Origin of the sequence: Ruegeria arenilitoris, assembly GCF_013035315.1 — a bacterium.
Taxonomy (GTDB): Bacteria; Pseudomonadota; Alphaproteobacteria; order Rhodobacterales; family Rhodobacteraceae; genus Ruegeria; species Ruegeria arenilitoris_D.
In genome coordinates this window covers 922,440-948,131 of sequence record NZ_WQHP01000001.1, presented here as the reverse complement: position 1 = coordinate 948,131, position 25,692 = coordinate 922,440, and the positions used below count along the sequence as shown (strand labels likewise).

Annotated in this window: 22 protein-coding genes and 1 pseudogene; 17 read left to right on the top strand and 6 right to left on the bottom strand. The window is 54.3% G+C overall.

The genetic code is table 11. The annotated features are described in order from the left end of the window. Positions 1-157 precede the first annotated feature (157 nt). Positions 158-937 carry a class I SAM-dependent methyltransferase gene (locus GOV53_RS04580; protein WP_170464488.1) on the top strand — a complete coding sequence of 260 codons (780 nt, stop codon included), beginning with the start codon at positions 158-160 and terminating at the stop codon, positions 935-937. Between the two features lie 33 nt (positions 938-970). On the opposite strand, the gene GOV53_RS04575 is transcribed toward GOV53_RS04580, so the two are convergent. Genes GOV53_RS04575 through GOV53_RS04560 form a run of 4 tightly spaced genes read right to left on the bottom strand, consistent with a single transcriptional unit; the run spans position 971 to position 6,702 of the window. Continuing rightward, positions 971-2,350 (bottom strand): aminotransferase, encoded by a 1,380-nt coding sequence (locus GOV53_RS04575; RefSeq protein ID WP_170425531.1) that lies wholly within the window; start codon positions 2,348-2,350, stop codon positions 971-973. A 13-nt stretch (positions 2,351-2,363) separates the two neighbouring features. Continuing rightward, a complete protein-coding gene (locus GOV53_RS04570) occupies positions 2,364-3,539 on the bottom strand; it encodes an aminomethyltransferase family protein (protein WP_170464487.1) in 1,176 nt (391 codons plus the stop codon). Then, positions 3,536-5,068: a phytoene desaturase family protein gene (locus GOV53_RS04565; protein ID WP_170425525.1), complete on the bottom strand. Its 1,533-nt coding sequence runs from the start codon at positions 5,066-5,068 to the stop codon at positions 3,536-3,538. Before GOV53_RS04565 ends, GOV53_RS04570 begins: the two co-directional genes overlap by 4 nt. Next, on the bottom strand, positions 5,065-6,702 hold the full coding sequence (locus GOV53_RS04560) for a phytoene desaturase family protein (RefSeq protein ID WP_170464486.1): 1,638 nt from the start codon (positions 6,700-6,702) through the stop codon (positions 5,065-5,067). The genes GOV53_RS04565 and GOV53_RS04560 overlap by 4 nt, the downstream gene beginning before the upstream one ends. Before the next feature lie 139 nt (positions 6,703-6,841). Here GOV53_RS04560 and GOV53_RS04555 point away from each other — a divergent pair, with 139 nt between their 5' ends. Together GOV53_RS04555 and GOV53_RS04550 are read left to right on the top strand one after the other, a co-directional pair. After that, positions 6,842-7,480 carry a TetR family transcriptional regulator C-terminal domain-containing protein gene (locus GOV53_RS04555; protein ID WP_170464485.1) on the top strand — a complete coding sequence of 213 codons (639 nt, stop codon included), beginning with the start codon at positions 6,842-6,844 and terminating at the stop codon, positions 7,478-7,480. 27 nt (positions 7,481-7,507) lie between these two features. Then, positions 7,508-8,860, top strand: coding sequence for an MATE family efflux transporter (locus GOV53_RS04550; protein WP_170464484.1), 1,353 nt, complete (start codon positions 7,508-7,510; stop codon positions 8,858-8,860). A 21-nt stretch (positions 8,861-8,881) separates the two neighbouring features. Here GOV53_RS04550 and GOV53_RS04545 read toward each other — a convergent pair whose 3' ends face one another. Beyond that, on the bottom strand, positions 8,882-10,174 hold the full coding sequence (locus GOV53_RS04545) for an NAD(P)/FAD-dependent oxidoreductase (RefSeq protein ID WP_170464483.1): 1,293 nt from the start codon (positions 10,172-10,174) through the stop codon (positions 8,882-8,884). A gap of 77 nt (positions 10,175-10,251) precedes the next feature. Here GOV53_RS04545 and GOV53_RS04540 point away from each other — a divergent pair, with 77 nt between their 5' ends. The 5 genes and pseudogenes from GOV53_RS04540 to GOV53_RS04520 all read left to right on the top strand — a co-directional run bounded on the left by GOV53_RS04540 (position 10,252) and on the right by GOV53_RS04520 (position 14,840). After that, entirely contained in the window at positions 10,252-10,581 is a 330-nt protein-coding gene (locus GOV53_RS04540; protein ID WP_170464482.1) for a DUF6614 family protein, read from the top strand. A 173-nt stretch (positions 10,582-10,754) separates the two neighbouring features. Further along, the gene (locus GOV53_RS04535; RefSeq protein ID WP_367648750.1) at positions 10,755-11,423 is read left to right on the top strand and encodes a TetR/AcrR family transcriptional regulator; all 669 of its coding nucleotides are present in this window, start codon (positions 10,755-10,757) and stop codon (positions 11,421-11,423) included. A gap of 73 nt (positions 11,424-11,496) precedes the next feature. Next, entirely contained in the window at positions 11,497-13,563 is a 2,067-nt protein-coding gene (locus tag GOV53_RS04530; RefSeq protein ID WP_170464480.1) for an FAD-dependent oxidoreductase, read from the top strand. A 55-nt stretch (positions 13,564-13,618) separates the two neighbouring features. Further along, a complete protein-coding gene (locus GOV53_RS04525; RefSeq protein ID WP_170464479.1) occupies positions 13,619-14,071 on the top strand; it encodes a GNAT family N-acetyltransferase in 453 nt (150 codons plus the stop codon). A 63-nt stretch (positions 14,072-14,134) separates the two neighbouring features. Beyond that, positions 14,135-14,840, top strand: a pseudogene (locus tag GOV53_RS04520) (IS6 family transposase). A gap of 144 nt (positions 14,841-14,984) precedes the next feature. Here the strand turns inward: GOV53_RS04520 and GOV53_RS04515 are convergent. Further along, positions 14,985-15,638 carry a GntR family transcriptional regulator gene (locus GOV53_RS04515; protein WP_170464478.1) on the bottom strand — a complete coding sequence of 218 codons (654 nt, stop codon included), beginning with the start codon at positions 15,636-15,638 and terminating at the stop codon, positions 14,985-14,987. A 206-nt stretch (positions 15,639-15,844) separates the two neighbouring features. On the opposite strand from GOV53_RS04515, the gene GOV53_RS04510 reads away from it, so the two are divergent. The 9 genes from GOV53_RS04510 (at position 15,845) to GOV53_RS04470 (ending at position 25,675) form a co-directional block, all read left to right on the top strand. Continuing rightward, the gene (locus GOV53_RS04510; protein ID WP_170464477.1) at positions 15,845-16,927 is read left to right on the top strand and encodes a Gfo/Idh/MocA family protein; all 1,083 of its coding nucleotides are present in this window, start codon (positions 15,845-15,847) and stop codon (positions 16,925-16,927) included. 100 nt (positions 16,928-17,027) lie between these two features. Beyond that, complete coding sequence (gene dctP, locus GOV53_RS04505; RefSeq protein ID WP_170429695.1) at positions 17,028-18,038, top strand: TRAP transporter substrate-binding protein DctP; 1,011 nt, start codon at positions 17,028-17,030, stop codon at positions 18,036-18,038. A gap of 29 nt (positions 18,039-18,067) precedes the next feature. Beyond that, a complete protein-coding gene (locus GOV53_RS04500; protein WP_170464476.1) occupies positions 18,068-18,643 on the top strand; it encodes a TRAP transporter small permease in 576 nt (191 codons plus the stop codon). After that, positions 18,640-19,935, top strand: a complete 1,296-nt coding sequence (locus tag GOV53_RS04495) for a TRAP transporter large permease (RefSeq protein WP_170328647.1) — start codon at positions 18,640-18,642, stop codon at positions 19,933-19,935. Before GOV53_RS04500 ends, GOV53_RS04495 begins: the two co-directional genes overlap by 4 nt. Continuing rightward, a complete protein-coding gene (locus GOV53_RS04490; RefSeq protein WP_170464475.1) occupies positions 19,935-21,827 on the top strand; it encodes a bifunctional sugar phosphate isomerase/epimerase/4-hydroxyphenylpyruvate dioxygenase family protein in 1,893 nt (630 codons plus the stop codon). The genes GOV53_RS04495 and GOV53_RS04490 overlap by 1 nt, the downstream gene beginning before the upstream one ends. Further along, positions 21,824-22,651 carry a citryl-CoA lyase gene (locus tag GOV53_RS04485; RefSeq protein WP_437436785.1) on the top strand — a complete coding sequence of 276 codons (828 nt, stop codon included), beginning with the start codon at positions 21,824-21,826 and terminating at the stop codon, positions 22,649-22,651. Before GOV53_RS04490 ends, GOV53_RS04485 begins: the two co-directional genes overlap by 4 nt. Continuing rightward, on the top strand, positions 22,641-23,828 hold the full coding sequence (locus GOV53_RS04480; protein WP_254439162.1) for a Gfo/Idh/MocA family protein: 1,188 nt from the start codon (positions 22,641-22,643) through the stop codon (positions 23,826-23,828). The genes GOV53_RS04485 and GOV53_RS04480 overlap by 11 nt, the downstream gene beginning before the upstream one ends. Beyond that, complete coding sequence (locus GOV53_RS04475; RefSeq protein ID WP_170464473.1) at positions 23,818-24,492, top strand: hypothetical protein; 675 nt, start codon at positions 23,818-23,820, stop codon at positions 24,490-24,492. The genes GOV53_RS04480 and GOV53_RS04475 overlap by 11 nt, the downstream gene beginning before the upstream one ends. Continuing rightward, the gene (locus tag GOV53_RS04470) at positions 24,485-25,675 is read left to right on the top strand and encodes a Gfo/Idh/MocA family protein (protein WP_170464472.1); all 1,191 of its coding nucleotides are present in this window, start codon (positions 24,485-24,487) and stop codon (positions 25,673-25,675) included. Before GOV53_RS04475 ends, GOV53_RS04470 begins: the two co-directional genes overlap by 8 nt. Positions 25,676-25,692: the final 17 nt, after the last annotated feature.

Here is a 25,692-nt window from a genome sequence, read left to right as displayed (position 1 = left end):
CTCCGAATACCAGCCAAATCACTTGCTGTCTACTGACTGAATGATCATTCAATTATAGCTGAATCTATGACCTGCGATTTCGCGATAAAGCTTGTCTGAGATGAGAGAAAAGGTTTCACTGCAGTGACTGACTGACAATCAGATGCGGGGGAATCCAATGTCAGACGAGATCCTATATGACCAACAGGCAATCAGTTTTCTGGAGCAGCTCTGGGGAGAGGGGTTTCTTTCACCGGGAGGCCCTGAAGAAGTTGCGCGTGTTGTTAAAGGGATTGATCTGAAAGATAAGCATATCCTTGATATCGGATGCGGATCTGGGGCCATTGCAGTGTTGATGGCACGGGAGTTCGGCGCCGCTAGAGTTACGGGGATTGATGTAGAGGCCCCGGTTTGCGCGGCTGCGAAAGAGCGAGTTGGGCAGGCGGATCTGGAGAGAAAGGTCGATATCATACAGGTCACTCCAGGTCCAATGCCATTCGAAGATGGTACTTTTGACGTAGTGTTTTCGAAGGACTCGATCATCCATATCCCCGACAAAGTAGCGATGGCTGCGGAAGCTTATCGTGTGCTCAAACCAGGCGGTTATTTCGCTGCTTCTGACTGGCTGACCAATCATGATGGTGAGATGTCACCGGAAATGGCGCACTACGTAAAGATGGAAGCCTTAGAGTTTCAGATGGCGTCGCCCTCAAAGTACCGAGCTGCTATGGAGCTGGCTGGCTTTGAAGACGTAGAGTTAGTCAACCGCAACGCTTGGTATGCTCAGGTATCAGCTGATGAGTTGGAGGAATTGACCGGGCCAAACCGAGCCGACTGGGAAGCTCGTCATGGTGCGGAGTTTATTGAACATCAGGTCGAGATCTGGGACGCTATGCAGCCAGTGTTGAAAACCGGAGAGCATTGCCCGCATCACATCCGTGGTCGGAAACCTGCCTGATCTGACTGGAACTTTAAATGGACGCGATGACCGTTATGCGGCGTAGTCCTTGCTGACCTGCGCCATTCCAGCTTCCATGATGTCGAACATTTCGTCTATCTGCGACGGAGTTATGATCAGAGGGGGCGAGAACACGGCCATGTTTCCAAATGGTCGCAAGAGGAGTCCCATCTCCTCGCACGCATCGTCCAGTTTCTGTCCAAACTTCACATGCGCTTCGTAACTCTCGACGTTCAGTCCAGGGCGACATTCTATGCACCCGAGGAGCCCGTCACCGCGCACATCCCCAACTATCGGAAACTTCTCCTTTATTTGATTTAGGCGGTCCTGGAAATGCGGTGTGACGCGTTGAACGTGTCCTAGAATGTCCTCGCGCTCCATGATTTCAATATTCTTAATGGCAGCCGCGCAGCTCACAGGGTGCCCGGAGTATGTGTAGCCGTTGTAGAAAACATCGTCGCCCGGTGCGTCTGAAATGCGTTTCATTACTGCGTCCGAGATTATGCAGGCACCTAACGGCAGATAGCCCGAGGTTAAACCTTTTGCGCAGGTAATAATGTCAGGGACGATGCCAAAGACGTCTTCTGAGGCGAACCAGTGTCCCAACCTACCAAAGCCGGTTACGACTTCATCCGAAATGTACAGAATGTCGTTTGCCCGGCAAATTTCGAGCGTGCGCTTGTGATAACCCGGAGGTGGAACGATCACGCCACCGGAACACAGGATCGGTTCCGCGATAAAGGCGGCAACACGGTCGGCGCCTACGTCAGCAATCAGGCTCTCAAGGTCAGCAACTTTGGCGTCGCACCATGCATCAACTGTTATGCCTTCTGGCCGGTGGTAGGGGTTCACGTCGGGCAGAAAACGCACCAGATCCTGAGCTTTTTCAAAGCTTGTTTCGAAACGTTCTTTTCCAGTGACAGTCGCGGCGAGAAAGGTTGATCCGTGGTAGCCTTTTTCCCGGCCGATCACGATCCTCTTCTCCGGTCGGCCAAGCCGTTTGTTCATGAAAAGTGCGGTCCTCAGTGCGGTGTCAACGGCGGTAGACCCACCGGTCGTGAAGTGCACCGTGTTCAGATCGCCTGGTGTACGTTCCGCGATCATTCGCGCCAAAACGGCCGCGGGTTCGGTCGTAAACGACCACGGCGACGCATAGGGCATCTTCATAACCTGTTGGGAAATGGTATCGGCCATCTCTTGACGCCCGTATCCGATCTGTGTGCACCACATTCCGCCAGGGCCATCAATATATCGCTTCCCGGCAGCATCCCAGAGGTAGATACCATCCGCTGTATTTACCCGCATGTACTCGTCGGACCCAAAGCCGTCGGTTCCGGCCCAAGGATGTAGGTGATGGTCGCGATCCCAAGCGACAAGGTCGCCGTCGGTTGGTGTATTGCCTAGGGTGTTCACGTCTGCTTCTCCTTTAGGTGCGGGCCGGTGGCGTAGCTCGTGCGCGGGGCGGTGCGAAAAAGGCTTTGGTGACAGGGGTGAGGCGCGCCATCCTGGTGCGCCATTTGCCTTCTTGCAGAGTGTAGATCTCAGCCTTTAAGCCAGATGACCGGCCAGCATCCGGCATACGGACATGTGCCAACGCAATGTTGCGTTTGGCGGTCGGCGACCAAATTCCCGATGTTATGTGCCCAACTTCTTTTTTGCGTCGATTGTAGATCAACGACCCTTCCGAGGGTTTGAATCCTTCCACATCGAAACGTAGGAGGAGGTTTCTTGGACTCTCTCGCTTGGACAGCAGCTCTCGCCGGCCATTGAAATGACCTTTGTTGAAATCGACGAGCCGACCCAGACCAAGTTCGAAGGGTGTTTGGCCTCGGTGCAACCGTTCGGTCGCATGAACCGGTTGAAAATCCACACCTGCGGTCAGAAAACCGGCTTCGATGCGGGCCAAGTTTACAGCTTCGTATCCAATGGCGCGCAGTCCCTGATGTTCGCCACCTTTCCAAATTCTGTCCCAAAGCGCTTCTGCCTTGTCCCAGTCGCACCAGAGCTCGTAACCTAAATCACCGGTAAAACCCGTCCGCGAGATCATGAGACTGTGGTCAATTTGAGCGAGATCGAATGGCTTCAGCTTGCTGACATCTAAACCAGCGGCTTCCAAAACTGCATAAGAGGTCGGCCCTTGCAGCGAAAGTCCAGCAACACTGTGAGTTTCGTCGACTACTGAAACGTCAAAACCCCATGCAGCGTCGAGTAGCCATGTCAGCATTTGTTCCTGACAACAAAGGCGCCAATCGTTGTCGCCAAGATGGAAAAGAGTCCCGTCATCGATGACCATACCCTCTTCATCACACCAGACCGCGTACCCCACGCGACCAACGCTGATTTTTCGGACGTCCCGTGTCACGAGGCGATTGAGCATCGCGGTCGTGTCCGGCCCGGTCAATCGGTACTTGTGCATTGGTGAGATATCAAACAAAGAGGCCTGATTTCGCAGCGCGAAGTACTCGAACTCGACACTGTCCAGCACACCCGGGGCAGCATAACCGGCCCAATCGTACCAATTTTGTGCGCGATTTTGCTCTTCGAGTTTTTTGTGAAATGGCCCGGGTATCAAACCGAGTTTTGGATCGGTAAAGATGCTCATGGCTGAGCCTCCAGCGCCGCCAGGGCCGCATTGCGACCAGCGAGGCCCATGACGTCGCCACCGGGATGCGTTGCTGCACCGCATTGGAACAGCCCTTTCGGCCCCATGGAGTATCTGGACATCCCGTTCGTGGGCCGAAGTGTCAGGAGCTGGTCCAAAGACATTTCTGCATGGTGCCAGTGCCCGCCGGGCGCTCCGGTTGCGCTTTCGATTTTATCCGGTGTTATGACCTGCTTACCTGCAATTTGATCACCCAAGCCGGGCAGGGCGCGGCTAAGAGTTTCGACTGCAATTTCCGCAAGCTGTTCCTTTGCAGTCTCAGTCCAGCCGCCTTCAAGGTCAGATGGCGCATATTGCACTATGGTTGACAGCCAGCTTGCCCCGTCGGCTGTCTGCATTTTGAAAGCTTCAATCACAAGTGCTTTGGACATTTGACCATACTTAGCCGGATTGAACGCAGCTTCGACGTATTCCACAGAAGGAGCATAGATCAGACGTTCGTGTGCCAATTCGTCACTCAGGCTGGGCAGGGCGGAGCTATCCTTGAGCCGTAGATTGACCTTAGCCGTTGTTCCACGCGCCCGTATATTTCGCACTCGCCGCATCGTTTCGATGTCAAAGGCAGAGGGACCGGTCATTCGGCTTGTTAGTTTCGGGGCAAGGCTGCTGAGCACATTAGGCGCGGCAATGGTTCGTCCATCGGTGGTTTCCACTCCGGAGACTGCATCGTTGTCCAACAGAATGCGGGATACTTCAGTGTCCGGCATCAGCAGGCAACCTGCCTTTTGCGCAGCTTCCACCATCAAATCGGTTAGCGCGCACATCCCGCCTGCTGGTTGAGTGATGGTCCCTCCGTGACCCAAACGATAGATCAGATTGAACACAGTGCCCGGAGATCTTGGACCAGTGGCTGTCCCCCAGATTGCATCAGCAGCAAGCATTCCAGCCACCGGTCCTTCCGACAGGTCATCTAGGACAATGTCGTGGACATTGGATAAGACGACCTGCAGGAAACGCCGCATTTCATATTTGCCCAGCTTTTTCAGGCCGATGCCCAGTTTTGCCAGACGCAAAAACTCATTCAGCCCACCTCGGGAGAGGATGGCTTTTTGACCCCCAGGAGGTGGAGCCTCGGCGAGTTGGCGCAAAAGGTCTCCATACGTAATCAATTGGCGTGTCAGATCAGACCAGGCATCTGATTCCGGATGTTTCGTCCCGTCGCTCCAATACACACCGTCGTTCTTGAAGACGATGTGCCGCCCATCCTCAGACAGAGAGACCGTGGAGACGGGTTTGCCGGACAGGACAGGGTGTTGAGTATCTATACCGATATCACCCAAGGCCCGCGGGCTCAGGTTGTAAAGCGAGTGGGCGAGAGTCGGGCCGCCGTCCACAGAATAAGACGCCATGCCGCCGAACCCGTTGGATTTCTCAATGATACAGACATTCTTGCCGCGTCGACCAAGGAGTGTTCCGGCGATCAGGCCGTTTACACCGCCGCCAACGACAATCGCATCAAATTGGCTCATGCGGCGTACCCCTTCATTCGGCCATGCCGTGTTTCTTTCCTGAGAATAGCGCGGGCAGCGTTTGCACCTGGGGCCCCCATAACCCCTCCGCCGGGATGGGCGGACGACCCGCACAAATAAAGCCCCTTGATAGGTAAATTGTACTGCGACCAACCCGGGACGGGCCGATTGAAGAAAAGCTGATCAAAAGTCAGTTCGCCTTGGAAAATGTTGCCCTCTGTCAGACCGACCTCGCGCTCAATTTCCAATGGTGAGCGAACTTCCATATGAACAACGCGCTCGCGAATGTCGGGACACGCCACAGACATCTGGTCGAGTACAGTTTCTGCCATCGCGTTGCGCTGCTTTTCGCCCCAATTCTCGGCCGATTTAACGCCGTCGACTTCCAGGTCATAAGGCGCATATTGGACGAAAACCGTCATCATGTGGGCACCTGTCGGCGCCATAGTCGGATCAATCTGGCTAGGGATGAGCATGTCGATATAAGGCTTTTCCGACCAGCGCCCGACTTTCCAATCATCGTAGGCCTTTTCAAGTTCAAGGAGGCTCTGCGACACATGCAAATCACCCCTGAGGAAGCTGGTGTGCTCGGGTGCTGCGGGGAAATTTGGAAAGCGATCAAGTGCGATGTTGAGTTTCGCCGAAGACCCCCGAATTTTGAAGTTCCGCACCGCCTTGGTGAAGTCATCCGGTAACTCGGCCGCGTCAATATGGTGCAGAACAGTGCGTTTGATATCCATATTGGAGGCAACGACAGAGGCATAGAAAACCTTGCCGTCCTCGAGAGCTACGCCTTCAACGCGTCCATCTTTGCTGAGGATTTTCTCAACCCCTGAACCTGTGTGAATCGTACCTCCGTGCTCTTTGAACGAGGCAGCAATCGCATTCGAAATCGCGCCCATCCCGCCGCGCGCGAAACCCCAAGCACCGATGCCGCCATCAATGTCTCCCATGTAGTGATGAAGAAGTACGTAGGCCGTCCCGGGCGAGTACACTCCGAGGCCGGTTCCGATAATACCTGAACCTGCCAAATGGGCTTTAATCAGGTCGTTTTCGAAGTATTCATCTAGGAAGTCACCAATGGACATTGTCCAGAATTTCAGCGTTTCACCAAGCTCCCGATTACCCAGCCCATGTGCTTTTTTTACGAGGTATGCCAGTTCGCCGAGATCGCGCGGATGGAGAGAAGCGGGGTCCGGTGCGTCCCGAAGTAGAAACGGACGGATAAAACGGCATTGCCTCATGATGGCTTGCGAATAGCGGCGATAGGCGTCGGCATCTTTTTCAGAATGACGTGCCATCTCACGCTTCAGTGCGTTGTGATCGGAATAGTAGGCGAAGTAATCCCCATCGCGCGTGAAGCTCGCGCCGCCTTCATACGGAATAACCTGAAGTCCGTATTTCGGAAGCTCGAGGTCCCTGGAAATCTCGCGCCTCAGAAGAGAGCAAACGTACGAGCAGTTAGAGTATGTCCAACCCTCGTGTAGCGACCGGCTGACTGCCGCGCCACCGATCCAGTCGTTCTTTTCGACCACCAAAACACGCATGCCAGCGCGCGCCAAATAGGCGGCGGCGGTTAATCCGTTGTGACCAGCGCCAGCCACAATCACATCGTATCTGTTCTCAACCTTCAAATTATTCCACCCCTTTCTATTCCATTTACAGATCAGGTGTGTGTTCGTAAAGTTTATTTGAGCGCTCAAATAAATTTCAAGCTATTGACGCATCTTTTTTGCGCGCTGTAGATGGCTGCAATCATAGGAGGATCTGCAATTGGTCGAAGCAGAGCGGAAACGTCCTCGCAAAGAGCGGAAGGAGAACGCAGATCGTCGTCGCCGGCAGCTGCTGGACGCGGCTTGCCGCTCTATATTGACGCATGGATTGGCAAAAACGACGCTTGCAACAGTCGCGTCTGAGGCTGAGCTTTCTCAGGGTGTCGCAGCGTTTTACTTCAAGTCAAAGCTGGGTCTTCTGACCGAAACTTTGCGTGACCTATACCAGCGCTACGAAGAGCACTGGACAGCTTCTTTAGAGCGAGCAGGGGACAAGCCCGCCGAAAAAATAAGGGCGTTAATAAAAGCTGACTTCCACCCTGATGCGTGTGGTCCGGATGTCTTGCCCCTTTGGTATGCATTCTGGGGCGAGCTTCGGTTTCAACTGCAGTATGATGAAGTTGCCGAGCATTTCGAGACACGTCGAAGAGAGACTTTGAGATTGATCTGGAATGAGCTGCTCTCAGCAGACGACGCTATTTCAGCAGATCAAATGGCTGAATGGATGGAGACATTGACGGATGGCTATTGGCAACGATTGCATCTCGCTCCGGAAGGCCTGAGCCGAAAGCAGGCGGAACAGGCTGCCTGGGGATGCCTTGTTCGTTTGGTTCCAGAATTACTTGGAGATGCGGCTTAGTCAATTTCGACTGAAAGGCCCAACACTATGACGCGAGTGCGGATATCGCAGCAGCCTCGGCCATCCTGGGGCGCTATCTTTAACGAGGCGAGTTACCTTGCGCGACTTGCTCTTCCGATAGTCATTTCTCTTGCTGCAGCCGCTTTGATTGGTGTCGTTGATACTGTGATGGTGGCCCCATTGGGAACGCTTCCTCTGGCGGCGGTCTCAGTCACAGCCTCAGTGCTGATCATCTTCTATTCGGCGCTTTACGGATTTGTATCCGCTATTGGTGTGCGGATGGCTGAAGCCTTCGGGAAAACGAGCGAACGAGGGCTGGCAGTAGCAACAAGCGCCGGAATACTTGTTTCCTTGATCGTTGGAGCCGTTGGCGCTGTTGCAATGATCTGCCTTAAGCCCGGCCTTTCTTGGATTGGACAACCGCCTGAGGTGATCAGTCTAATTGGCGGCTACTGGATCGCGATGAGCCTTCTTTTGGTGCCCTTTACGGTTTTCTATACTCTGAAGGCTCTTTTTGACGCCATGAACCGTCCGTGGATTGGGGTTGGTCTTGCGTTTCTTGCGGTCGGTTTCAACATCCCTTCGAACTATGTTTTGATCCACGGAGTTGGTGGCTGGCCAGGTCTGGGTCTTGTTGGCGCCGGGATTGCAAGTCTGTTGTCTCAGATAGTGCCGTTGATCATGGCGCTCGTGATTATACGAGTATGGAAAAGAAAGAGAGGCCTTCTGAGGGCCGCGAGTTTCGACAGGTCCGAGGTCAAAGCGCAGATCAAAGAAGGCTTCATTATATCCGTTGGTTATCTGGGGGAGGGGGCCGCTTACGCAGTTGCCGGCCTTATGCTTGGTTGGTTCAGCGCCGCCGCGCTCGCCGCCCATCAAATCGTTTCGGCAGTCAGCGACGTCATTTACATGGTGCCATTAGGCGTTTCGATTGCGATTTCTATACGCGTAGCTCAAGCAATTGGTGCCGAACAAAGAGAAAGGTTGATGCCGATCGTTTTAGCGTCGCTGTTGGTCGTCGTTGGATGGATGACCGTGGTCGTCACTGGTATTTTGTTTGGCCGTGCCCCTTTGGCAAATAGCCTGTCAGATGACCCAGAGGTCGTTTCTCTCGCGATATCGATGTTCCTTGTGATTGCAGCAATGCAGATTGCAGATGGTGTGCAGGGGACAATGCTAGGCGCATTTCGGGGCATGATGGACAATCATGTTCCTGTCGCCATTACCCTGATTGCCTATTGGGTCTTTGCTTTGCCGCTTGGATATGCGCTGGGCTTTTGGCTTGGGTTCGGTCCCAACGGAGTTTGGATCGGATACGGCTCAGGTCTCTCATTGGCCGCTATCGCGTTGACCTATCGCTTCTTCTCCCAAAACCACTAGGCGGCGCTGTTTGCTGGCCTTCTAAAGGCCCAACTTGTCTAAGAGTTTCAAGCGCAGGATTTCTGCTTCGACCAGAGTCTCCTTCGCAAAGGAGAAAGGCAGTGGTCTGAGGGGGGTGACAGGAAATTCCAGCTCGTCTGATTTGGTTCCAGTCGCCCATTTGGCGAGGACGCGCCCCATTGCCGTTGCGATGGCAACGCCGCGCCCATTGTATCCCAAACCTGTCATAATCCCCGGAGCGAGCTCGTGTAGGTGTGGATAGTGATCTTTTGTCAAAGCAACAAAGCCACCCCATTCGTATTCCCACTGAACTCCGGACAATTGGGGGAAAAGCTCAACAGAGATGCGTTTCAAATGCTCAATTTGTTTGAGAGTGGAATTGTCGTTGTAGGTGCCGCGACCTCCCATCAGAAAGCGACCTTCCGCGTCTTGCCTGAAGTACAGAAGTAGGCGTCGGGCGTCTGACAAAGCGTTGCCTTCTGGCAGAATTGTTTGGCGTTTATTGTCGGACAAAGGTGAGGTAGCAACCTGAACTGACCGAACGGGCAAAACTGACTGAGCCAAGCGCGGATGTAAATCTCCGGAATAGGCGTTAGTGCAAATTAGCACTTTATCTGAGATGACAGTTCCTTTGGGAGTTTCAACACGAAAGCGACCGGCCTCTGACAAAATCTGTTTGGCGGGCGTTCCACCGAAGATTTGCACGCCATTGCGGCGACCAGCTTCGGCCAGCCCAAGTGCATAATTCAGCGGGTGCAAAACACCGCCGCGGCGATCCAGAACGCCGCCAAGGTAAGCTCCGGTCCCGGTCAGTCGCTGCATTTCGTTTTTATCAAGCTGTACCATACTCCCGCCGTGGTTGTCCCAATCCTCGGCTAGTTTGTGTAATTCACTGAGTGTTTTGTGAGTATGCGCTGCACGCAGCCAGCCAGGACGTTTTGCGTCGCACTCAATCCCGTGCCGAGTGATTAAGTCGAAAACAAGATCGGCGGCGTCACCAGCCATTCGGATCATTCTGGTTCCCCAGATGTCACCAAATTTGGTTTTGATGCCCGTCGGCCCGTCCTTTAGGCCTACATTGATTTGACCGCCATTGCGTCCAGAAGCTCCCCAGCCCGGATGTTGGGCATCGATCACAGCAACACTGACGCCTTGCTCGGCCAGATGAAGTGCAGCCGAGAGTCCGGTGAACCCGGCGCCAATCACGGTAACGTCAGAGTGCTGTTCGCCAACGAGTTGCTGACATTCTGACGAATAGCCTGCTGTTGCTGACCACACGCTATTTGCAATGACTGGGTTTTCGTTTCGGATCATCTAGTGGCCTCGCGCTTGCCTTGTGGGGGGAACTGCGTAGGTTTGGCACGTGATACTTGCCGGATAGTATGTGACAAATGCCCAGACTATTGAACCAATTCGAATTGAAACCAACCGTCGAGCTAGACGCGTTCGAGCAGGCGTGGAGCGCGTTTGTCGAACACTTGATCAAGACAGATCTGGCCGTGGAAGGGACGCCTTTGTGCAGACGCATCCCCGCTAGTGGTTACGATACTGACGAGCTGCGCAACCACACGCTTATGGCTGTTATAGAGTTCAGGGATCAATCGCAGGCCGATACGGCCTGGGCGGCCATTGATGATCGAATTGAGCCTTTGGGGGCTTTGCATCGCAGGGTTATTTCTTTGGTGCACGATCCGGTTTTCACTTTTTGGTTTGAACTCTAGTTCTACGATTGCGTGCGTCCGGGTATTTTCAATTCACTTCCCCTTTTTCATTGAATGATTGTTCAATCAATGGCATTTATCTCTTAGATGTCAATTGTCCACGCGCTGAAAAAGAACGGCTGTTGGGTTCAGGCAAGACCTATGAAGTGCTTTAGTAGATGGGATGCATTCGGGTGAAACAATCGCCAATCGAAAAAACAAACCCTGAGGTACGGCGGCGTACCGAGTCCAAGGAAGTGAGGCGTCAACAACTGATCGATGCGACAATCGACGCGATTGCCGAAAACGGAATTGGTGGAACGACCATGTCCACAGTGACCGAGATTGCAGGTTTGTCACTGGGCATCGTCAACTTCCACTTCAAAAGTAAGCAGAACTTGCTGGAAGAGACGTTGCTGTTTCTAGCAAAGGAGCACCACGAACAGTGGTTGGAAGCCTTTGACAATGCAGGATTGTCAGCGCCTGAAAAACTATTGGCGATCGTCGATGCGCACTTTCACCCTCAGATTTGCACGCCAAAAAAGCTAGCCGTTTGGTTTGCGTTTTTCGGAGAAGCAGGACGGCGCAAAGTTTACCGCAGTCTGATCAATGATATCGATCAGGAGCGTTACGACATTGCACTGCGACTGTGTTGCGAGATTGCAGAGCAAGGTGGGTATGAAGACATGCCGCCAAGGCAAGTCGCCAATATTTTGGAAGCGCTTTACGACGGCATCTGGTTGGAACTTTTGACCTATCCCGAGAATTTTCAACGTTTCGTGGCCCGTGATCACATCGCCGCCTTTCTTGCCAAGGTCTACCCGGATCACTTTCAAATGCCCGCGTTCAAAAACGGTGGTTGAAACAGAGCGGCTTTCAACCGGACATTCCAGACAAGATCAACCAGCGCATGGCGCAGCCAACCAAGGATCAAAAATGGATAGGGACCCTCGCTACGATATCCTTTTCGAACCGGTTCAAATCGGTCCAGTTACTGCGCCAAACCGGTTCTATCAGGTGCCACACTGTACGGGCATGGGCTGGCAATACCCTCGTACTCTTGCTGCTATGCGAAAAGTGAAGGCGCAAGGAGGGTGGGGCGTCATATGCACAGAGTATAACTCGATCCACCCGTCGTCTGACGACCTACCGCACCCTTATGCGTCGCTTTGGGATGACAGTGATGTTCGGGCGCACACACTGATGACGGACGCGGTGCACGAATACGGTAGCCTGGCGGGTGCGGAGCTTTGGTACGGAGGCGCCAACTCCAACAACTTGTTTTCCCGGTTGCCTAGCATGGATGTGGACAGCCGTCCCAATACGAAAGGGCACCCTTTTCAGACCCGCGCAATGGACAGGCAGGACATCCGGGACCTACGCCGCTGGCATCGAAAGGCCGCGTTGAGGGCACGAGACGCTGGATTTGACATTGTCTATGTTTACGCAACGCACGGATACCTGATCTCGAATTTTTTGCATCCACGCGTGAACACGCGCGGTGACGAATATGGCGGCAACTTGGAGAACAGGGTGCGTCTCACCCGCGAGTTGATTCAAGAAACCAAAGACGCCGTTGGGGACCGGTGCGCCGTGGCCGTTCGGTTCTCGGCTGACGAAGAGATCGGCGAGGATGGCCAGCCAATCTATGGTGAACGACGAGAGATGTTTGAGATGCTCTCTGATTTACCAGATTTGTGGGATATCAACATCGCAGATTACTCGGTTGAGATGGGTGTTTCCCGTTTTACCAAAGAAGCCGCACTTGAACCCTACATGCATTGGGCCAAGTCTGTGACGGATAAGCCTGTGGTAACCGTTGGTCGCTTTACGTCACCGGATACAATGGTCTCGCAAGTAAGGCGGGGGGTAACTGATTTCGTTGGTGCAGCGCGCCCGTCGATTGCTGATCCTTACCTTCCAAAAAAGATCGAGGAAGGACGCTTGTCTGCGATCCGCGAGTGTATCGGATGCAATGTCTGTTACGCCAGCGACACGATCGGAGTACCTATTCGATGCACTCAGAACCCGACAATGGGGGAGGAGTGGCGCAAAGGCTGGCACCCTGAAAACATTCGAATGAAATCTTCTGACGCGCGGGTTCTGATCGTCGGAGCCGGGGCCGCCGGACTGGAAGCTGCACGGGCGCTTGGTGTGCGTGGGTATGACGTCCTATTGGCAGAAGCTTCTCGTGAATTGGGTGGCAGGGTGTCGCGCGAAGCAGCTCTGCCTGGCATGAGCGAGTACATTCGCGTCAAAAACTATCGCGAGCAGCAATTGATTGAGTTGCCCAACGTCGAAATCTTCCGTGAAAGTCCGCTGACAGTTGACGATATCTTGGCCGTTGAGGCTGACCACGTTGCGATTGCAACCGGCGCGACTTGGCGAAAGGAGTATTTTGACGAAGAACGTTTCGTCCAGGTCGCTGAAGGAGTCGCCCTAAGTCGAGTTTTCACCCCTGATGACATAATGGATGGAAAGCTTCTCGATGGACCGACGCTCGTTTTTGATGGGGATGGCTATTACATGGCCAGCGTCATTGCGGAGAAGATACGAGCGCAGGGACACGCCGTCTCGTTGGTGACACCGTCTGATAGTGTTTCTGATTGGGCGGGGAAAACGTCCGAACGTTGGCGCATCCGAACGCACTTGCTTCGCCTAGGTGTCGAGGTCCTGCCGTCAAAATCGCTTAAACAGTTTGATGGCGAAATCGCGGAGTTAGAGTGCACTTATGGCGGGCCAAGTGTGACCGTACCCGTTGCCAACATTGTTATGGTTACTGCTCGCAAGCCAAATGATAGCCTTTACAGGGGGTTGCTCGGCCGGATGAGCCCTGAGGACTTGCCATTCAGTCTTCGTCGAATAGGAGATTGTGATGCGCCGGCGATTATAGCAGCAGCAGTTTATGCAGGTCATCGATACGCCCAGGAAATGGACGAAGCCGTGGATGAGGACATTCCACTTAAACATGATCGTGTGGACGTCGGGCAGCAGCCCATTTGACCGAACTTCGCGATCTCCGTTGTAGGCAATCAAAGAAACGCTGGAGGAATCACCCATGCCGGAAGGCTTAGTTATCCGCCCCCTCGAATTGAAAGATAACGAAGAGTGGCGCCGCTTATGGACGGCATATTTGGATTTCTACGAGACCTCTGTTTCAGAAGAAGTCTATGAGGTTTCATTCAACAGGTTGTTGTCAACGGATGCAGGTGAATACAATTGCCTCATCGCTGAGTTAGAAGGAAAACCGGTTGGATTAGCGCACTATCTATATCATAGGTTCATGTGGTCGGTAGAGGATACGTGTTACCTTATGGATCTTTTCGCTGATCCGCAGGTTAGGGGAAAAGGTGTTGGACGAGCTCTGATCGAATCTGTTTTTCAGATCGCTAAGCAGCACGGTGTTCCAACCACCTACTGGACAACTCAAGAATTCAACTATCCCGGTCGAGTTCTGTACGACAAAGTGGCCAATAGAACGCCATTTATTGTTTATGAAAAAGATAAATGACTGGTAACTTTTGGCAAAAGAACTTGGGTTGAGGCGGGTTAGTGATTTTCGTAGTCTTCGCGCATGATTGAACAATCGCCATTCAAGTACTTCAAACCAGTCGACAGGTCATTCGTCTGGTAGTGATGCTTTACTTTCGGTTCCCGCTATCGCTTTGAAATATATTAGACCTGTTGCAAGAGCATGGCATCGAAGTCCGCCCAGAGACAGTTCAGTATTGGTTGAACCGTTTCGGCCTGTAATTCGCATTAGAAATCGGGAGGAAACGAGTCCAGCAATCGCTGGCGTACTCAAAATCGAAGCGGCATGTAGATGAAATCTTCGTAAAGGTGAATGGCAAGCGGCATTAATTGTGGCGCGCTGTAGGTCATGAAAGCGAAGTGCTTGAAGCCGTTGTCGCCAAACGTCCAGACAAGTCGGCGGCAAAAAATTGCACAGGAAACTGATGAAAATGTACGGAGCATCGAACGAGATGATCACGGATCGCTTCATTTCCTATCGGGCGGCATTAAGGAAAATTGATGTAATGGAAAAGCAAAAGATGGGCAGGTGGCTCAACAAACGTGTCGAGAATTCGCAACTGCCACTCCAACGAAGAGAACGCGCCATGCTGCGTTTCTGGCGGATTCGAAGTTCGCAGAAATCCGTCTCCGTCCATTCCTTCATCCACAACTACTTCAACCAGGAAAGATCGCTCGCTAGCAGAGATACCTTCAAGTTGACGCGCACGACTGCTCTCGCCGAATTGCGCGAACTTGGTGCGGCATAAAGGGCAGCTATACTGGCCTAGCGGAGACTGGTTAGAACTGTCTCTGACAGGACCCTTTCCATAGCTTTGCGATTGAGATGAATTTTTTGGGAGTTTACAGCGTTCTTGTCGGATGACTTCGCGGTATATAGCGAAGCGGTTGGCCTACATCGCCTCTAAGGTGTGGGTGAGACCGTTTCGGATGTGATCTTCCAACAGTTTCTTGGCCGTCTCGGCGTCTCTGGCCAGCGCGGCATCGAACATGCCCTTGTGCTCCTTGACAGCCTCTTCGCCGCGATAGGTCAGCACTAACATCTGATACCGCAGATACTTGTCGTAGATGATCGAGTGCAGAGACAGAAGGTTTTTGGAGTTGCAGGCCGCGATCATCGCTTGGTGAAACTCCCAATCATATCGTTTCCAGGTTTCTTTCTCGGACTCGTCGCCCTTGAGAAGCTGCTGTTCCATCAGGTGCAGCTTGTGGTGTGCGGCAACAAGGTTGCCTTCCCAATCCGTGTCGCCATTCGCAATGGACAACTCCAACGCGTGGCATTCCAACAGGACTCGCAGCTCTGATACCTCGGTCAGGTCTTCTCGTGAAACCGGCGTGACCAGGAAACCCCGTTGCTCGGGAGCTTCGACAAATCCGTCGCTGGCGAGCCTGTTCAGCGTTTCACGAAGTGTCGAAAGGCTTGCCGAGTAGCGTTCCTTCAAGGCGTCCAGCTTCAGTTTGGAGCCGGGCTGCAACTCCCCGAAGATGATGTCCCGCTTGATGCGCTGATAGGTGCTTGCACCTATCGTAGACGGCTGTTTTGCCATGCGTTTCACCCGATATTATCAGTTTCCTCGTTCAATTAGCATTTTTAAGAGACATCAGCAATCCAAACTGATGTATGGTAAAAATAAAAATATCATACATTATTGCGGAATCGCGAAAACCCCAATACGGTCGTTGCAAAGTTGGGCAGCAGCCCGATCGCAATCATCGGTTTCGGGATTTTCCGGACCCTCCGGAAGGAAGCAAAGTGTCTAAGAACTTTCGCATTGCCATTGTCGGCATTGGTCTTGTTGGACGCCGCCACGCAGACGCGATCCGAGCGTTGCGCCATGTCGATCTCGTCGCGGTGGCGGACCCCAGCGATGAAGGTCGTGCTTATGCCGTTGAGCACGGGGTCGCATGTTACGAGACCCTTGAGGAAATGTTTGCAAATCAGGCGCCGGACGGAGCTGTTCTTGCGACCCCGACCACGCTTCATGTCGAACAAGGCCTCACGTGTGTTCGACATGGTTGTCCTGTTCTTGTCGAAAAGCCGATCGCCGTGGAAGCCACTGCTGCACTTGAGCTTGTTCAAGCAGCGGAGAAGGCCAATGTGCCACTGATGGTCGGACATCATCGTCGGCACAATCCTCTGATCCGGTCGGCTAAGGAAGCCATTGTCGATGGGAAGATTGGAGATGTGCGCGCTGTCCATGCGAATTGCTGGTTCTATAAGCCAGACGAGTATTTTGATGCTGCGCCCTGGAGAAAGAAACCCGGTGCAGGGCCCATCTCGGTCAATCTTGTCCACGATGTGGATCTGCTGCGGTATTTGGCCGGAGAAGTCGTGACAGTTCAGGCTCAGTCGGCTGCATCGCAGCGGGGTTACGACAACGAAGATGTTGCAGGTGCTCTGTTGACGTTCGAAAGCGGGGCGATAGGGACCATAAGTGTGTCCGATAGCATCGTTGCTCCATGGAGCTGGGAGATGACTTCTCAGGAATATCCAATCTATCCGTCGACCACTGAGAGTAGCTACATGATAGGTGGCTCTCATGGTTCGTTGTCCGTTCCCGATCTTCGATTGTGGAGTTACCAAGGTGAGCAAAGGGACTGGTGGACGCCAATCTCATCAACCGCGCTGAAGAAGGGTGCGTCTGACCCCCTGGTCAATCAGCTTAGGCACTTTGTTGAAGTAGCTCGGCACGAAGCAGAACCGATTGTGTCTGGATGGGAAGGTTTCAGAACACTTCAAGTTATTGAAGCTATTCAGAATTCCTGCAGAACAGGTGATACGGTCAGGATCAAAAACTTACAAAAAACACCAATGGTGGGTATGACGGCAGTCTAAAATATCAGATATTTTGTAAAACATCTTGCAAAATGTCCAAAATAGGTCAAAACTCTGAATCGCAAAAAAGAAGCATCATGATGTCTCAGGGAGGAGCAAAGTGATTACCAAACTTACCCGCCGGGCTGCTGTATCAGCCCTGGTCGCAACCGGTGTTCTGTTTAGCGCAACAAGTGGTGCGCTGGCGGAAGACAAAGTGCAACTTCGCCTCGCAACATCAGGATCGGAGACCGATCAGCGCTCGGTCGCCATGGCCGAGGTTTTCGCGCCCATGGTCGCTGATTTCGCAAGCTACGAGCCTAGCTATAACGGAACCATCTTCGCTCAAGGCACTGAGCTGGACGCTATCAGTCGCGGCAATCTGGAGATGTCGATCACCTCGGCGCAGGAACTGGCACAGTTCTTCCCCGAGTTTTCGATCTTTACAGCAGGCTATGTCCACCAGGACGCCGCGCATCAGGTGGCTGTCTTCAACGATCCCTTGATGGATGCCTTCAAGCAAAAGGCCGAAGAAGAACTAGGCGTCAAACTGCTGTCGGTCATGTATCTGGGCCGTCGTCAGGTGAATCTGCGCCAACCCAAGGATGAGTTGACGGTATCTACGCCAGCCGACTTGGAAGGCGTGAACCTGCGGATGCCCGGCACAGATGCGTGGCAGTTCCTTGGCAAAGCGCTGGGTGCCGCCCCGACACCAATGGCGTTCTCAGAAGTTTACACAGCTCTGTCGACTGGTGCCGTTGACGGTCAGGACAACCCGTTGCCGACCGTGGTTGATGCCAAATTCTACGAAGTGACCAATCAGATCATCCTGACATCGCACTTGGTTGACTTGAACTATATCGCCATCGGCAAAGAAGTTTGGGATGGATTGACACCCGAGCAGCAGGCCAAGGTTCAGGAAGCTGCGGATGCAGCGGCTGAATCCGGTCGCCAGAAACAGCTTCAGAAAGAAGAGGATCTCGTCAGCTTCCTGAAAGAGCAGGGGATGGAGATCTACGAACCCGATCTGGCAGCGTTCCGCGATCAGGTACAGTCTATGTATCTGGACAGCGAGTTCGCTGGCTCATGGCCCGAAGGCGTTCTGGATCAGATCAACGCTCTGGGCAACTGAGCCCAAAAGACAAGGGAGGGAGAACCATAATGAAAGCCTTTATGAAGGGGTTCTCCCGACTGACCGAAGCGATTGCCGGCGGGATGCTGGCGGCAATCTTCCTGATCTTCCTATTGCAAATACTCTTGCGCTACTTCTTTACCCCCGCCGGATGGACGCTTGAACTCATCGGCATTCTGTGGGTCTGGGTGATCTTCTTCAGTTGCGCTTTCATCGTGCGCGAGAGAGATCACGTGAAGTTCGATATCATCTACCTTTCCGTGCCGATGCGCGTGCGGCAGGTCTTTGCGATGCTGGCGGCCGCAGCGATCGTGGTCGGTATGCTCTACAGCTTCCTTCCGACGTGGGACTACATCGACTGGATGAAAATCCGCAAAACCTCGACTGTGCGCAATCCGTTCTCCGGCGAGAAGATCCCGCTGCGCACAGTATTCTCGATTTACGCGGTGTTCATGTTGGTCGTCGCAACGCGCTACGCTTGGCTATTCTTCGACGTCATGCGCAATGGCCCCCCAAAGACAGAGTTGGAACTGGTTGTTGGGTACAACGTGGTTGACGACCATCCACGTGTCGACGTCGAAGAGGACGAGGAAGTTAAGAAATGAGTTTTGAACTTCTTTCCTGCCTGCTCGCTCTCTTTCTTTTGGCAGGCATCGGGACACCTATCGGCTATTCCATCCTCTTGGCCTCATTAGTGTACTTGGGCACGGCCGGACTGGACGTCGCCCTCGCGGGCGAGAAGATTCTGCAAGGCTTCTACAAAAGCACGATCCTGCTTGCCGTGCCGTTGTTCATCGTCGCCGCGAATATCATGAATGCTGGGTCGATCACGGACCGACTGCTGAACTTCTGCGTAGCCGCCGTTGGTCGTTTCAAGGGCGGCCTCGGGCACGTAAACGTGGTAGCGTCTCTGATTTTCTCCGGCATGTCCGGCTCTGCCGTCGCGGATGCTGCCGGGATCGGCAAGATCATCATTGAGATGATGACCAAGGATGGCCGCTACAGCCGAGGTTACGCAGCCGCGATCACGGCGGCGTCGGCGACGATTGGCCCGATCATTCCGCCCTCGATCCCGATGGTTTTGTACGCGCTCGTTTCCAAGGCCTCTATCGGGTCGCTGTTCCTGGCCGGTATTCTTCCGGGCCTGATCATGGGCGTCGTCCTCATGGCGATGAACTATTATCTGGCCGGAAAGCGGAACTTTGCATTGGAAGAACCTGTTCCTCTGCGCGAATTGCCGGCTAAAACCGCCAACGCGTTTCCGGCACTGCTGATGCCCGCAATCCTGCTGTACGGTATATATGGCGGCGTCACCACTCCGACCGAAGCCGCCGCAGTTGCTGCATTCTACGCTCTGCTACTGGCAGCGTTGTTCTACCGCGCGCTAACCTTCCGTGGCCTTTATCAAGTGTTCGTCGACAGCGCGCGCTCCTCCGCCGCCGTCGGGGTGGTCATTGGTGGCGCGTTCATTCTGAACTTCATCGTCATTCAGGAACAGATTCCACAGTCGATCTCGGCACTGCTGGAGGGTTCGGATGTTAGCCCGATTGTATTCCTGATCCTCGTAAACCTGCTGATCCTCGCGCTGGGATGCGTGTTAGACGCAACAACGATCATCCTGGTGATCGTGCCCCTGTTCATTCCAACCTGCGAAGCGCTTGGGATTGACCTGGTGCATTTCGGAGTGCTGGTCGTCGTGAACTCGATGATCGGTCTGATCACACCGCCCTATGGCATTCTACTCTTTGTGATCAACGCCGTGACGGACATTCCGCTGCGCGAAATCATCTCCGAAATCTGGGCCTTCCTCGCGGTTCTCATCTTCGCCTTAGTGATAATGATGCTGATGCCAGATCTGGTCCTGTGGTTGCCGCGTATGTTTGGATATCAGGGATAATGTGCCTGTCGGTTTCGACAACGTCGATCCCCGGTGATCTGGCTGAAAAGCTGAGTGCTATCGCTGACGCGGGATTCGGGGGTGTCGAATTACACGAACCGGACTTGACCGCTTTTGACGGGCCGCCGTCACAAATTCGGAAAATTGCTTCAGATCTCGGCCTGAAGATTTGCCTGCTGCAACCTTTCCATAACCTTGAAGGCCAGTCCGGCAGCGGATGGGAGCGCGCCTTTGATCGGCTGAAGCGTAAACTCGACCTGATGAGCGAGTTGGGAACGGAATTGCTGCTAATCGGGTCCGCTTTCGAGGTTGATGCCGCTGCCACCGAAGAACAGGTAATCGCAGATCTTGGCGAGGCGGCCCAAATCGCTAAAGAAATGGGGATGCGTCTGGCCTATATGGGCTTGCCATGGTCGGATCTTATTCCCTCGGATGAACAGGCGTTAGGCGTCGTTGATGCTGTCGACAGCGCTAATCTGGGGTTGGCTTTGAATTCCTTCTTCTCGCTTGCCGACGGATCCAAACCAGCCCGCCTTCGGGACATTCCCGGAGAGCGGCTGTTCCATGTGCAACTGTCCGATGCACCCCGGCTTGAGATGGATATACGTCGGCTCAAGCGGCACTTTGGGCTTCTGCCGGGGCTTGGGTCGCTGAACCTTGCGGGCTTCGTTCGCGTGTTGTCACGCGCTGGATACAAAGGGCCTTGGTCGGTTGCGCGCGTCAACGAAGCAGCGCCTCAACCCGGTGGTCGGACACTGGCCCGTGACAGCTACAGGTCGCTGGTGAACCTGTTAGATGAGGTTTCCCGGACCGAGCCGGGAACCGATTTCGGCATCCCGGACCTACCGGAACGCGTCTATGCGTCCGGCTTCGAATTCGTCGAATTTACAGCCGACGAAACAAGCGGCGCGCAATTGGCAGATATGCTGTCAGCAATGTGTTTTCGAATGGAGCGAAAGCATGTGAGCAAGTCCGTCGAGCTGTGGCGGCAGGGCGCGATAAACATCGTCGTGAATACCGAAAAGGAAGGATTTGCCCATTCGGCGTTTCTGGGCCACGGCCCCTCCGTTTGTGATATGGGGTTGCGTGTCAAAGATGCGGATCAGACGGTTCGGCGAGCGACCGCGTTAGGCGCGCCGAATTTCTCGCAGCCAGTAGGGACCGGGGAACTGGATATCCCGGCCATTCGGGGCGTTGGTGGCAACGTCGTTCATTTCATCGATGAGAAATCCGATCTCCATCGGGTATGGGACATTGAGTTCGAGCCGGTTGCGAAAACCAAAGCCACCCAACCTGCCGGTCTGCGTCGTATCGACCATCTGGCCCAGACGATGCGTCACGATGAGATGCAAAGTTGGCTACTCTACTACATTTCGACTTTCGAGATGGCAAAATCCCCTATCGTGAACGTCGCCGACCCGTCTGGTGTCGTGCAAAGCCAGGCTATCGAAAGTCCCGAAGGGGAAGTGCGCTTAAACCTGAATGGGGCAGTTGGGCGTCGAACACTGGCGGCGTCATTCCTTGAAGATGGCTTTGGGGCTGGTGTTCAGCACATTGCCTTCCAGTCGGATGATATTTTTGAAACTTCAGCCCAGTTGCTCAAGTCTGGCTTTCCCAGCCTGTCCATCCCGGAGAACTACTACGCTGATCTGCAAGCGACATTCGGATTGGATGACGATCTGGTCGCCCAATTGCGCAGGGGGAACATTCTCTACGATCGGGCGGCGGGTGCTGAGTATTTTCAGATATTCAGCCGCCCCATCTTTAACGGCTTCTTCTTCGAAATTGTTGAACGCCGTATGGGCTATGCCGGTTATGGCGCGCGCAATGCACCCATTCGCCTTGCTGCGCAAAGCAAAACCCAGTCGGTGAAAGAGGTGCAGACGCAATGACCGCGCAGATGACAGACGATGAGCGCGCCGTTCGCCAATGGTGGCGTACCTCCATCATCGACATGAAACCCGGACAGATCTCTTTTCGTGGCAACGCCATAGAGGACCTGATCGGAAACGTATCTTTCCCGCAGATGATCTGGCTTATGGTGCGGGGCGATCTACCCAGCGACGCACAGGCGCGCCTGTTCGAAGCCGCTTTGGTCGCAGGCGTGGATCACGGCCCACAGGCTCCCTCAATCGCGGCTGCGCGTATGGCCGCCACCTGCGGGGTAGGTCTCAATAATGCGATGGCGACCGCGGTGAACATGCTGGGCGACGTGCACGGCGGGGCAGGAGAGCAGTGTGCAGAGCTGTACTATGATATCGCAGTCCGCATGGATGCGGGAGCTTCGCTGAATGACGCTGTTCGGGATGGCTTGGACAGTTGGCGCGAGACCTACGGCAAGATCGTATCGGGCTTTGGTCACAGGTTTCACAGGCCTGTGGACCCACGCGCACCACGATTGATGCAACTTGTTCGTGATGGGGCGGCAGAAGGCACAGTTTCTGGCCGGTTTGCCGATATCGGAGAAGAGGTTCAAGCCGAACTCGGTCGTCAACGCGGCGGTCGGCCAATTGCCATGAATATTGACGGCGCGACAGCTGTGATCTTCTGCGAACTTGGCTTTCCTGCGCCCTTGTCACGAGGGCTGTTCTGCCTGTCCCGCTCGGTCGGAATACTCGCCCACGCTTGGGAGCAGATGAATCAGGGTGGCCGCAACAAAGGGCCGATGCCCCCGAATTACTTACCCTTCTACGAAGACAGGAATGATGACACGTGAGACATCGAAATCCTTCCGGGTCGGCCTTATCGGCTGTGGTCGTATCAGCGATATTTATCTAAAAACACTATCCAAATTCTCAAACGTTGAGGTCGTGGCTTGCGCAAGCCTTGACCCTTTGGAAAGCCGCGCCAAGGCAGATCAATACGGTATCGCCAAGGCCTGCACGCCTGATGAGGTATTTGAAGATCCAACGATTGACTGCGTTTTGAACCTGACAATTCCGGCGGCGCATGCCGAAATCAGTCTGCGCGCGCTGGAGGCGAAGAAACACGTCTATTCCGAAAAGCCACTGGTCATGAACCGAACGGACGGCAAGGCGATTCTGCACATGGCCTCTGAAAAGGGGTTAATGGTCGGTTGCGCGCCCGACACATTTCTTGGCGGTCGCTGGCAGACCGTTCGGCGCTTGATCGACGAGGGTGCCATTGGCAAACCGACAGGGGTTTTTGCCCATGTCGGTACCCACGGAACGGAACGCCACCATCCCAACCCGGATTTCTACTATCAGGCCGGAGGTGGGCCATTGCTGGACCTTGGGCCATATTATCTGACCGCCATGATTTTTTGCCTTGGTCAAATTGACCGGGTCGCCGGAATGGCTCGGCGCACGTTCGACAAAAGGATGATCGAAAATGGCCCTCGCAACGGCGAATGGATGGACGTCGAGGTCGACACGCACTCCCTAAGCCTGCTGCAGTTCTCTTCCGGAGCTATAGGGTCGATGACCATGAGTTTCGACGTCTGGGACAGCGAAACTCCGCGGTTCGAGATCTACGGTGAAAAAGGCACCATCAGCATCCCAGACCCTGACCCGGTACATGGTGCCAACATCTTTCAGGGGGATGTCTGGCTGAAAACGCGGGAGACCTCGCGCTGGTCTCATCAGCCCCGTCCAACTGGTCGTGAGGACTGGCAGGTGGTCGAAAACAAACATGGATTCAACGAAGACAGTCGCGGGCTCGGCCTTTTGGATCTGGCCCTGGCGGCACAAGAAGGACGCCAACCCCGTGCGAGTGGAGCGCTTGCCTACCATGTTTTCGAGGTCATGGACGCAATTGAACGGGCACCGAAATTCGGCGCCTATCAGACTATAGAAAGCCGGTGCGAAGCGCCGATGCCTCTGCCTGTCGATTTCCTGAAAGATGAGAGGAAGGAATTGGTTCATGCCGATTGAGACACTCGACTTTGCTCAGCCATTCTTTCGCGTCCAGCACATAACTGACGAGCGCAGAATTTCTATCGAGGGTCGCGCCATCGTCCTTAACCTTGGGGAGCGAAATCTCTCTGTCGAAGATCAGACCATTGCACCGCTTTCCTCTGTGATCGTGCAAGGCAGCACGCTTAGCGGCGTGGTACGTGCAGTCATTGTCTACGATTTCGACGCCCATGCCGATGACAACGAGTTGTTCGCATGGGTGAAAGATACATGGCCATCTGCTTTTAATGTTCGCCAAGAGGAGCGTTTACGCGGTGTCAGCCACTACATGTCGCCAAAGGTCTTTGTGGGTAACGTTGGGCTGACCATGTACCATTCCGGCTCGGTGCCGCTGAATGTCGGATTGCACAAGGATCATCCGTTCTGCCCGGTACCGGGGTTTCGCGAAGTGCATACACAAATCGTAGGCTTTGGCAAAATGCAGCAATGCCGTGAGCGGGATGTTGAAACCCTTTACCTCGAAGAATTCCTGGCCCCCGGCACGACGCACAAGCCGATGTATGACGCTGAAGGCAACTATCCCTGGCATCAATACGAGACGATTACCCCCAGCATTTTCATGGCGGTGGAAATGCTGCCGGAAGGCGTACGGGTCCCGGAAATGGAGATTCAGAATGGCTGAGAGACTTTTGCTGGACAACCTGAACTTTGACGGACCTTTCCCCCGGTTGTCTCGCCGTTTGCGGCTGGGCGTTGTTGGCGGTGGACGTATCTCTGTCACGCAGGCAACGGCGGCCCGGATGACCGACCGGTGGGAGGTCGCCGCAGGCGCGCTCAGTTCGGATGCCGAGCGTAGCAAGGCGCGCGGGGCCGAGTGGTTCCTGCCAGCGGACAGGTGCTATGCGTCGTACCAGGAGATGGCACAGGCCGAGGCGGCGCGGCCTGATGGCGTGGACGCCGTGATGATCACCACCCCGAACCACGTTCATTTTGAAGCTTCCAAAGCGTTTCTGGAGGCAGGCATTGATGTACTGTGCGACAAGCCCCTGACCAACGAAGTTGCCGAGGCCGAGGGGCTTGAGGAGATCGCCGCGCGCACAGGACAGGTCTTTGCTGTCGGATATGCGATGTCGTGCTTTCCGGTCATCCGTCAGGCCAAACAAATCGTGGCGGAAGGCGGCATCGGTAAAATCAACCAAATCCACGTCGAGTTCATGCAAGACTGGATGACGCCCGATGATGTGGCTGATGCGCCCCATGTCAAATGGCGGCTGGACCCAAAGATTTCTGGTCCGACCAGCTGTGTCGGCGATATCGGCACCCATGCCGCGCATCTCGCCAGCTTTGTCTCGGGCCTACCCTTGACCGATCTACGGGCCGAGTTTCATGTCTGCGGCGCGCCAAAGCCTTTGGAAGACACAGCATTCATGTTCACCCGCTATCAAAACGAGGTTCCGGGAACTCTGATGGCGACACGCCTGGCCCCCGGAAATCGAGGCGGTTTGCGCTTGCGGATATTCGGGAGCGAAGGAGGCCTCGAGTGGGACTTGGAGAATTCGGAACAGCTGAAGTTCAATCGGTTCGGTGAGCCGGATCGTACCATCAGCCGAGGTCACGGGCATGGTATCGGACCCGGCGCAGAACGTCTGATCCGTACCGCGCGGGGCTTTCCCGAAGGGATTATCGAAGCCTGGGCCAACCTCTATACGGAATTTGCCATGGCCGTAGCCGCGCGTCGGGATGGCGTTGCCGTTCCGGTCGATTGGCTTACTTATCCAACTGTCGAACAAGGCGCAGACGGTGTCCGATTCATTGACGCCTCTGTGCGCTCTCACCAGTCCGGAGGGGACTGGGTCACTCTCTAAGGCTCTGCCAACACGAA

Coding starts and splice junctions, on each gene's coding strand:
- GOV53_RS04580 (WP_170464488.1), top strand. CDS start 158: ATGTCAGACGAGATCCTATATGACCAACAGGCAATCAGTTTTCTGGAG.
- GOV53_RS04570 (WP_170464487.1), bottom strand. CDS start 3,539: ATGAGCATCTTTACCGATCCAAAACTCGGTTTGATACCCGGGCCATTT.
- GOV53_RS04565 (WP_170425525.1), bottom strand. CDS start 5,068: ATGAGCCAATTTGATGCGATTGTCGTTGGCGGCGGTGTAAACGGCCTG.
- GOV53_RS04550 (WP_170464484.1), top strand. CDS start 7,508: ATGACGCGAGTGCGGATATCGCAGCAGCCTCGGCCATCCTGGGGCGCT.
- GOV53_RS04545 (WP_170464483.1), bottom strand. CDS start 10,174: ATGATCCGAAACGAAAACCCAGTCATTGCAAATAGCGTGTGGTCAGCA.
- GOV53_RS04540 (WP_170464482.1), top strand. CDS start 10,252: ATGCCCAGACTATTGAACCAATTCGAATTGAAACCAACCGTCGAGCTA.
- GOV53_RS04530 (WP_170464480.1), top strand. CDS start 11,497: ATGGATAGGGACCCTCGCTACGATATCCTTTTCGAACCGGTTCAAATC.
- GOV53_RS04525 (WP_170464479.1), top strand. CDS start 13,619: ATGCCGGAAGGCTTAGTTATCCGCCCCCTCGAATTGAAAGATAACGAA.
- GOV53_RS04515 (WP_170464478.1), bottom strand. CDS start 15,638: ATGGCAAAACAGCCGTCTACGATAGGTGCAAGCACCTATCAGCGCATC.
- GOV53_RS04500 (WP_170464476.1), top strand. CDS start 18,068: ATGAAAGCCTTTATGAAGGGGTTCTCCCGACTGACCGAAGCGATTGCC.
- GOV53_RS04495 (WP_170328647.1), top strand. CDS start 18,640: ATGAGTTTTGAACTTCTTTCCTGCCTGCTCGCTCTCTTTCTTTTGGCA.
- GOV53_RS04490 (WP_170464475.1), top strand. CDS start 19,935: ATGTGCCTGTCGGTTTCGACAACGTCGATCCCCGGTGATCTGGCTGAA.
- GOV53_RS04485 (WP_437436785.1), top strand. CDS start 21,824: ATGACCGCGCAGATGACAGACGATGAGCGCGCCGTTCGCCAATGGTGG.
- GOV53_RS04480 (WP_254439162.1), top strand. CDS start 22,641: ATGACACGTGAGACATCGAAATCCTTCCGGGTCGGCCTTATCGGCTGT.
- GOV53_RS04475 (WP_170464473.1), top strand. CDS start 23,818: ATGCCGATTGAGACACTCGACTTTGCTCAGCCATTCTTTCGCGTCCAG.
- GOV53_RS04470 (WP_170464472.1), top strand. CDS start 24,485: ATGGCTGAGAGACTTTTGCTGGACAACCTGAACTTTGACGGACCTTTC.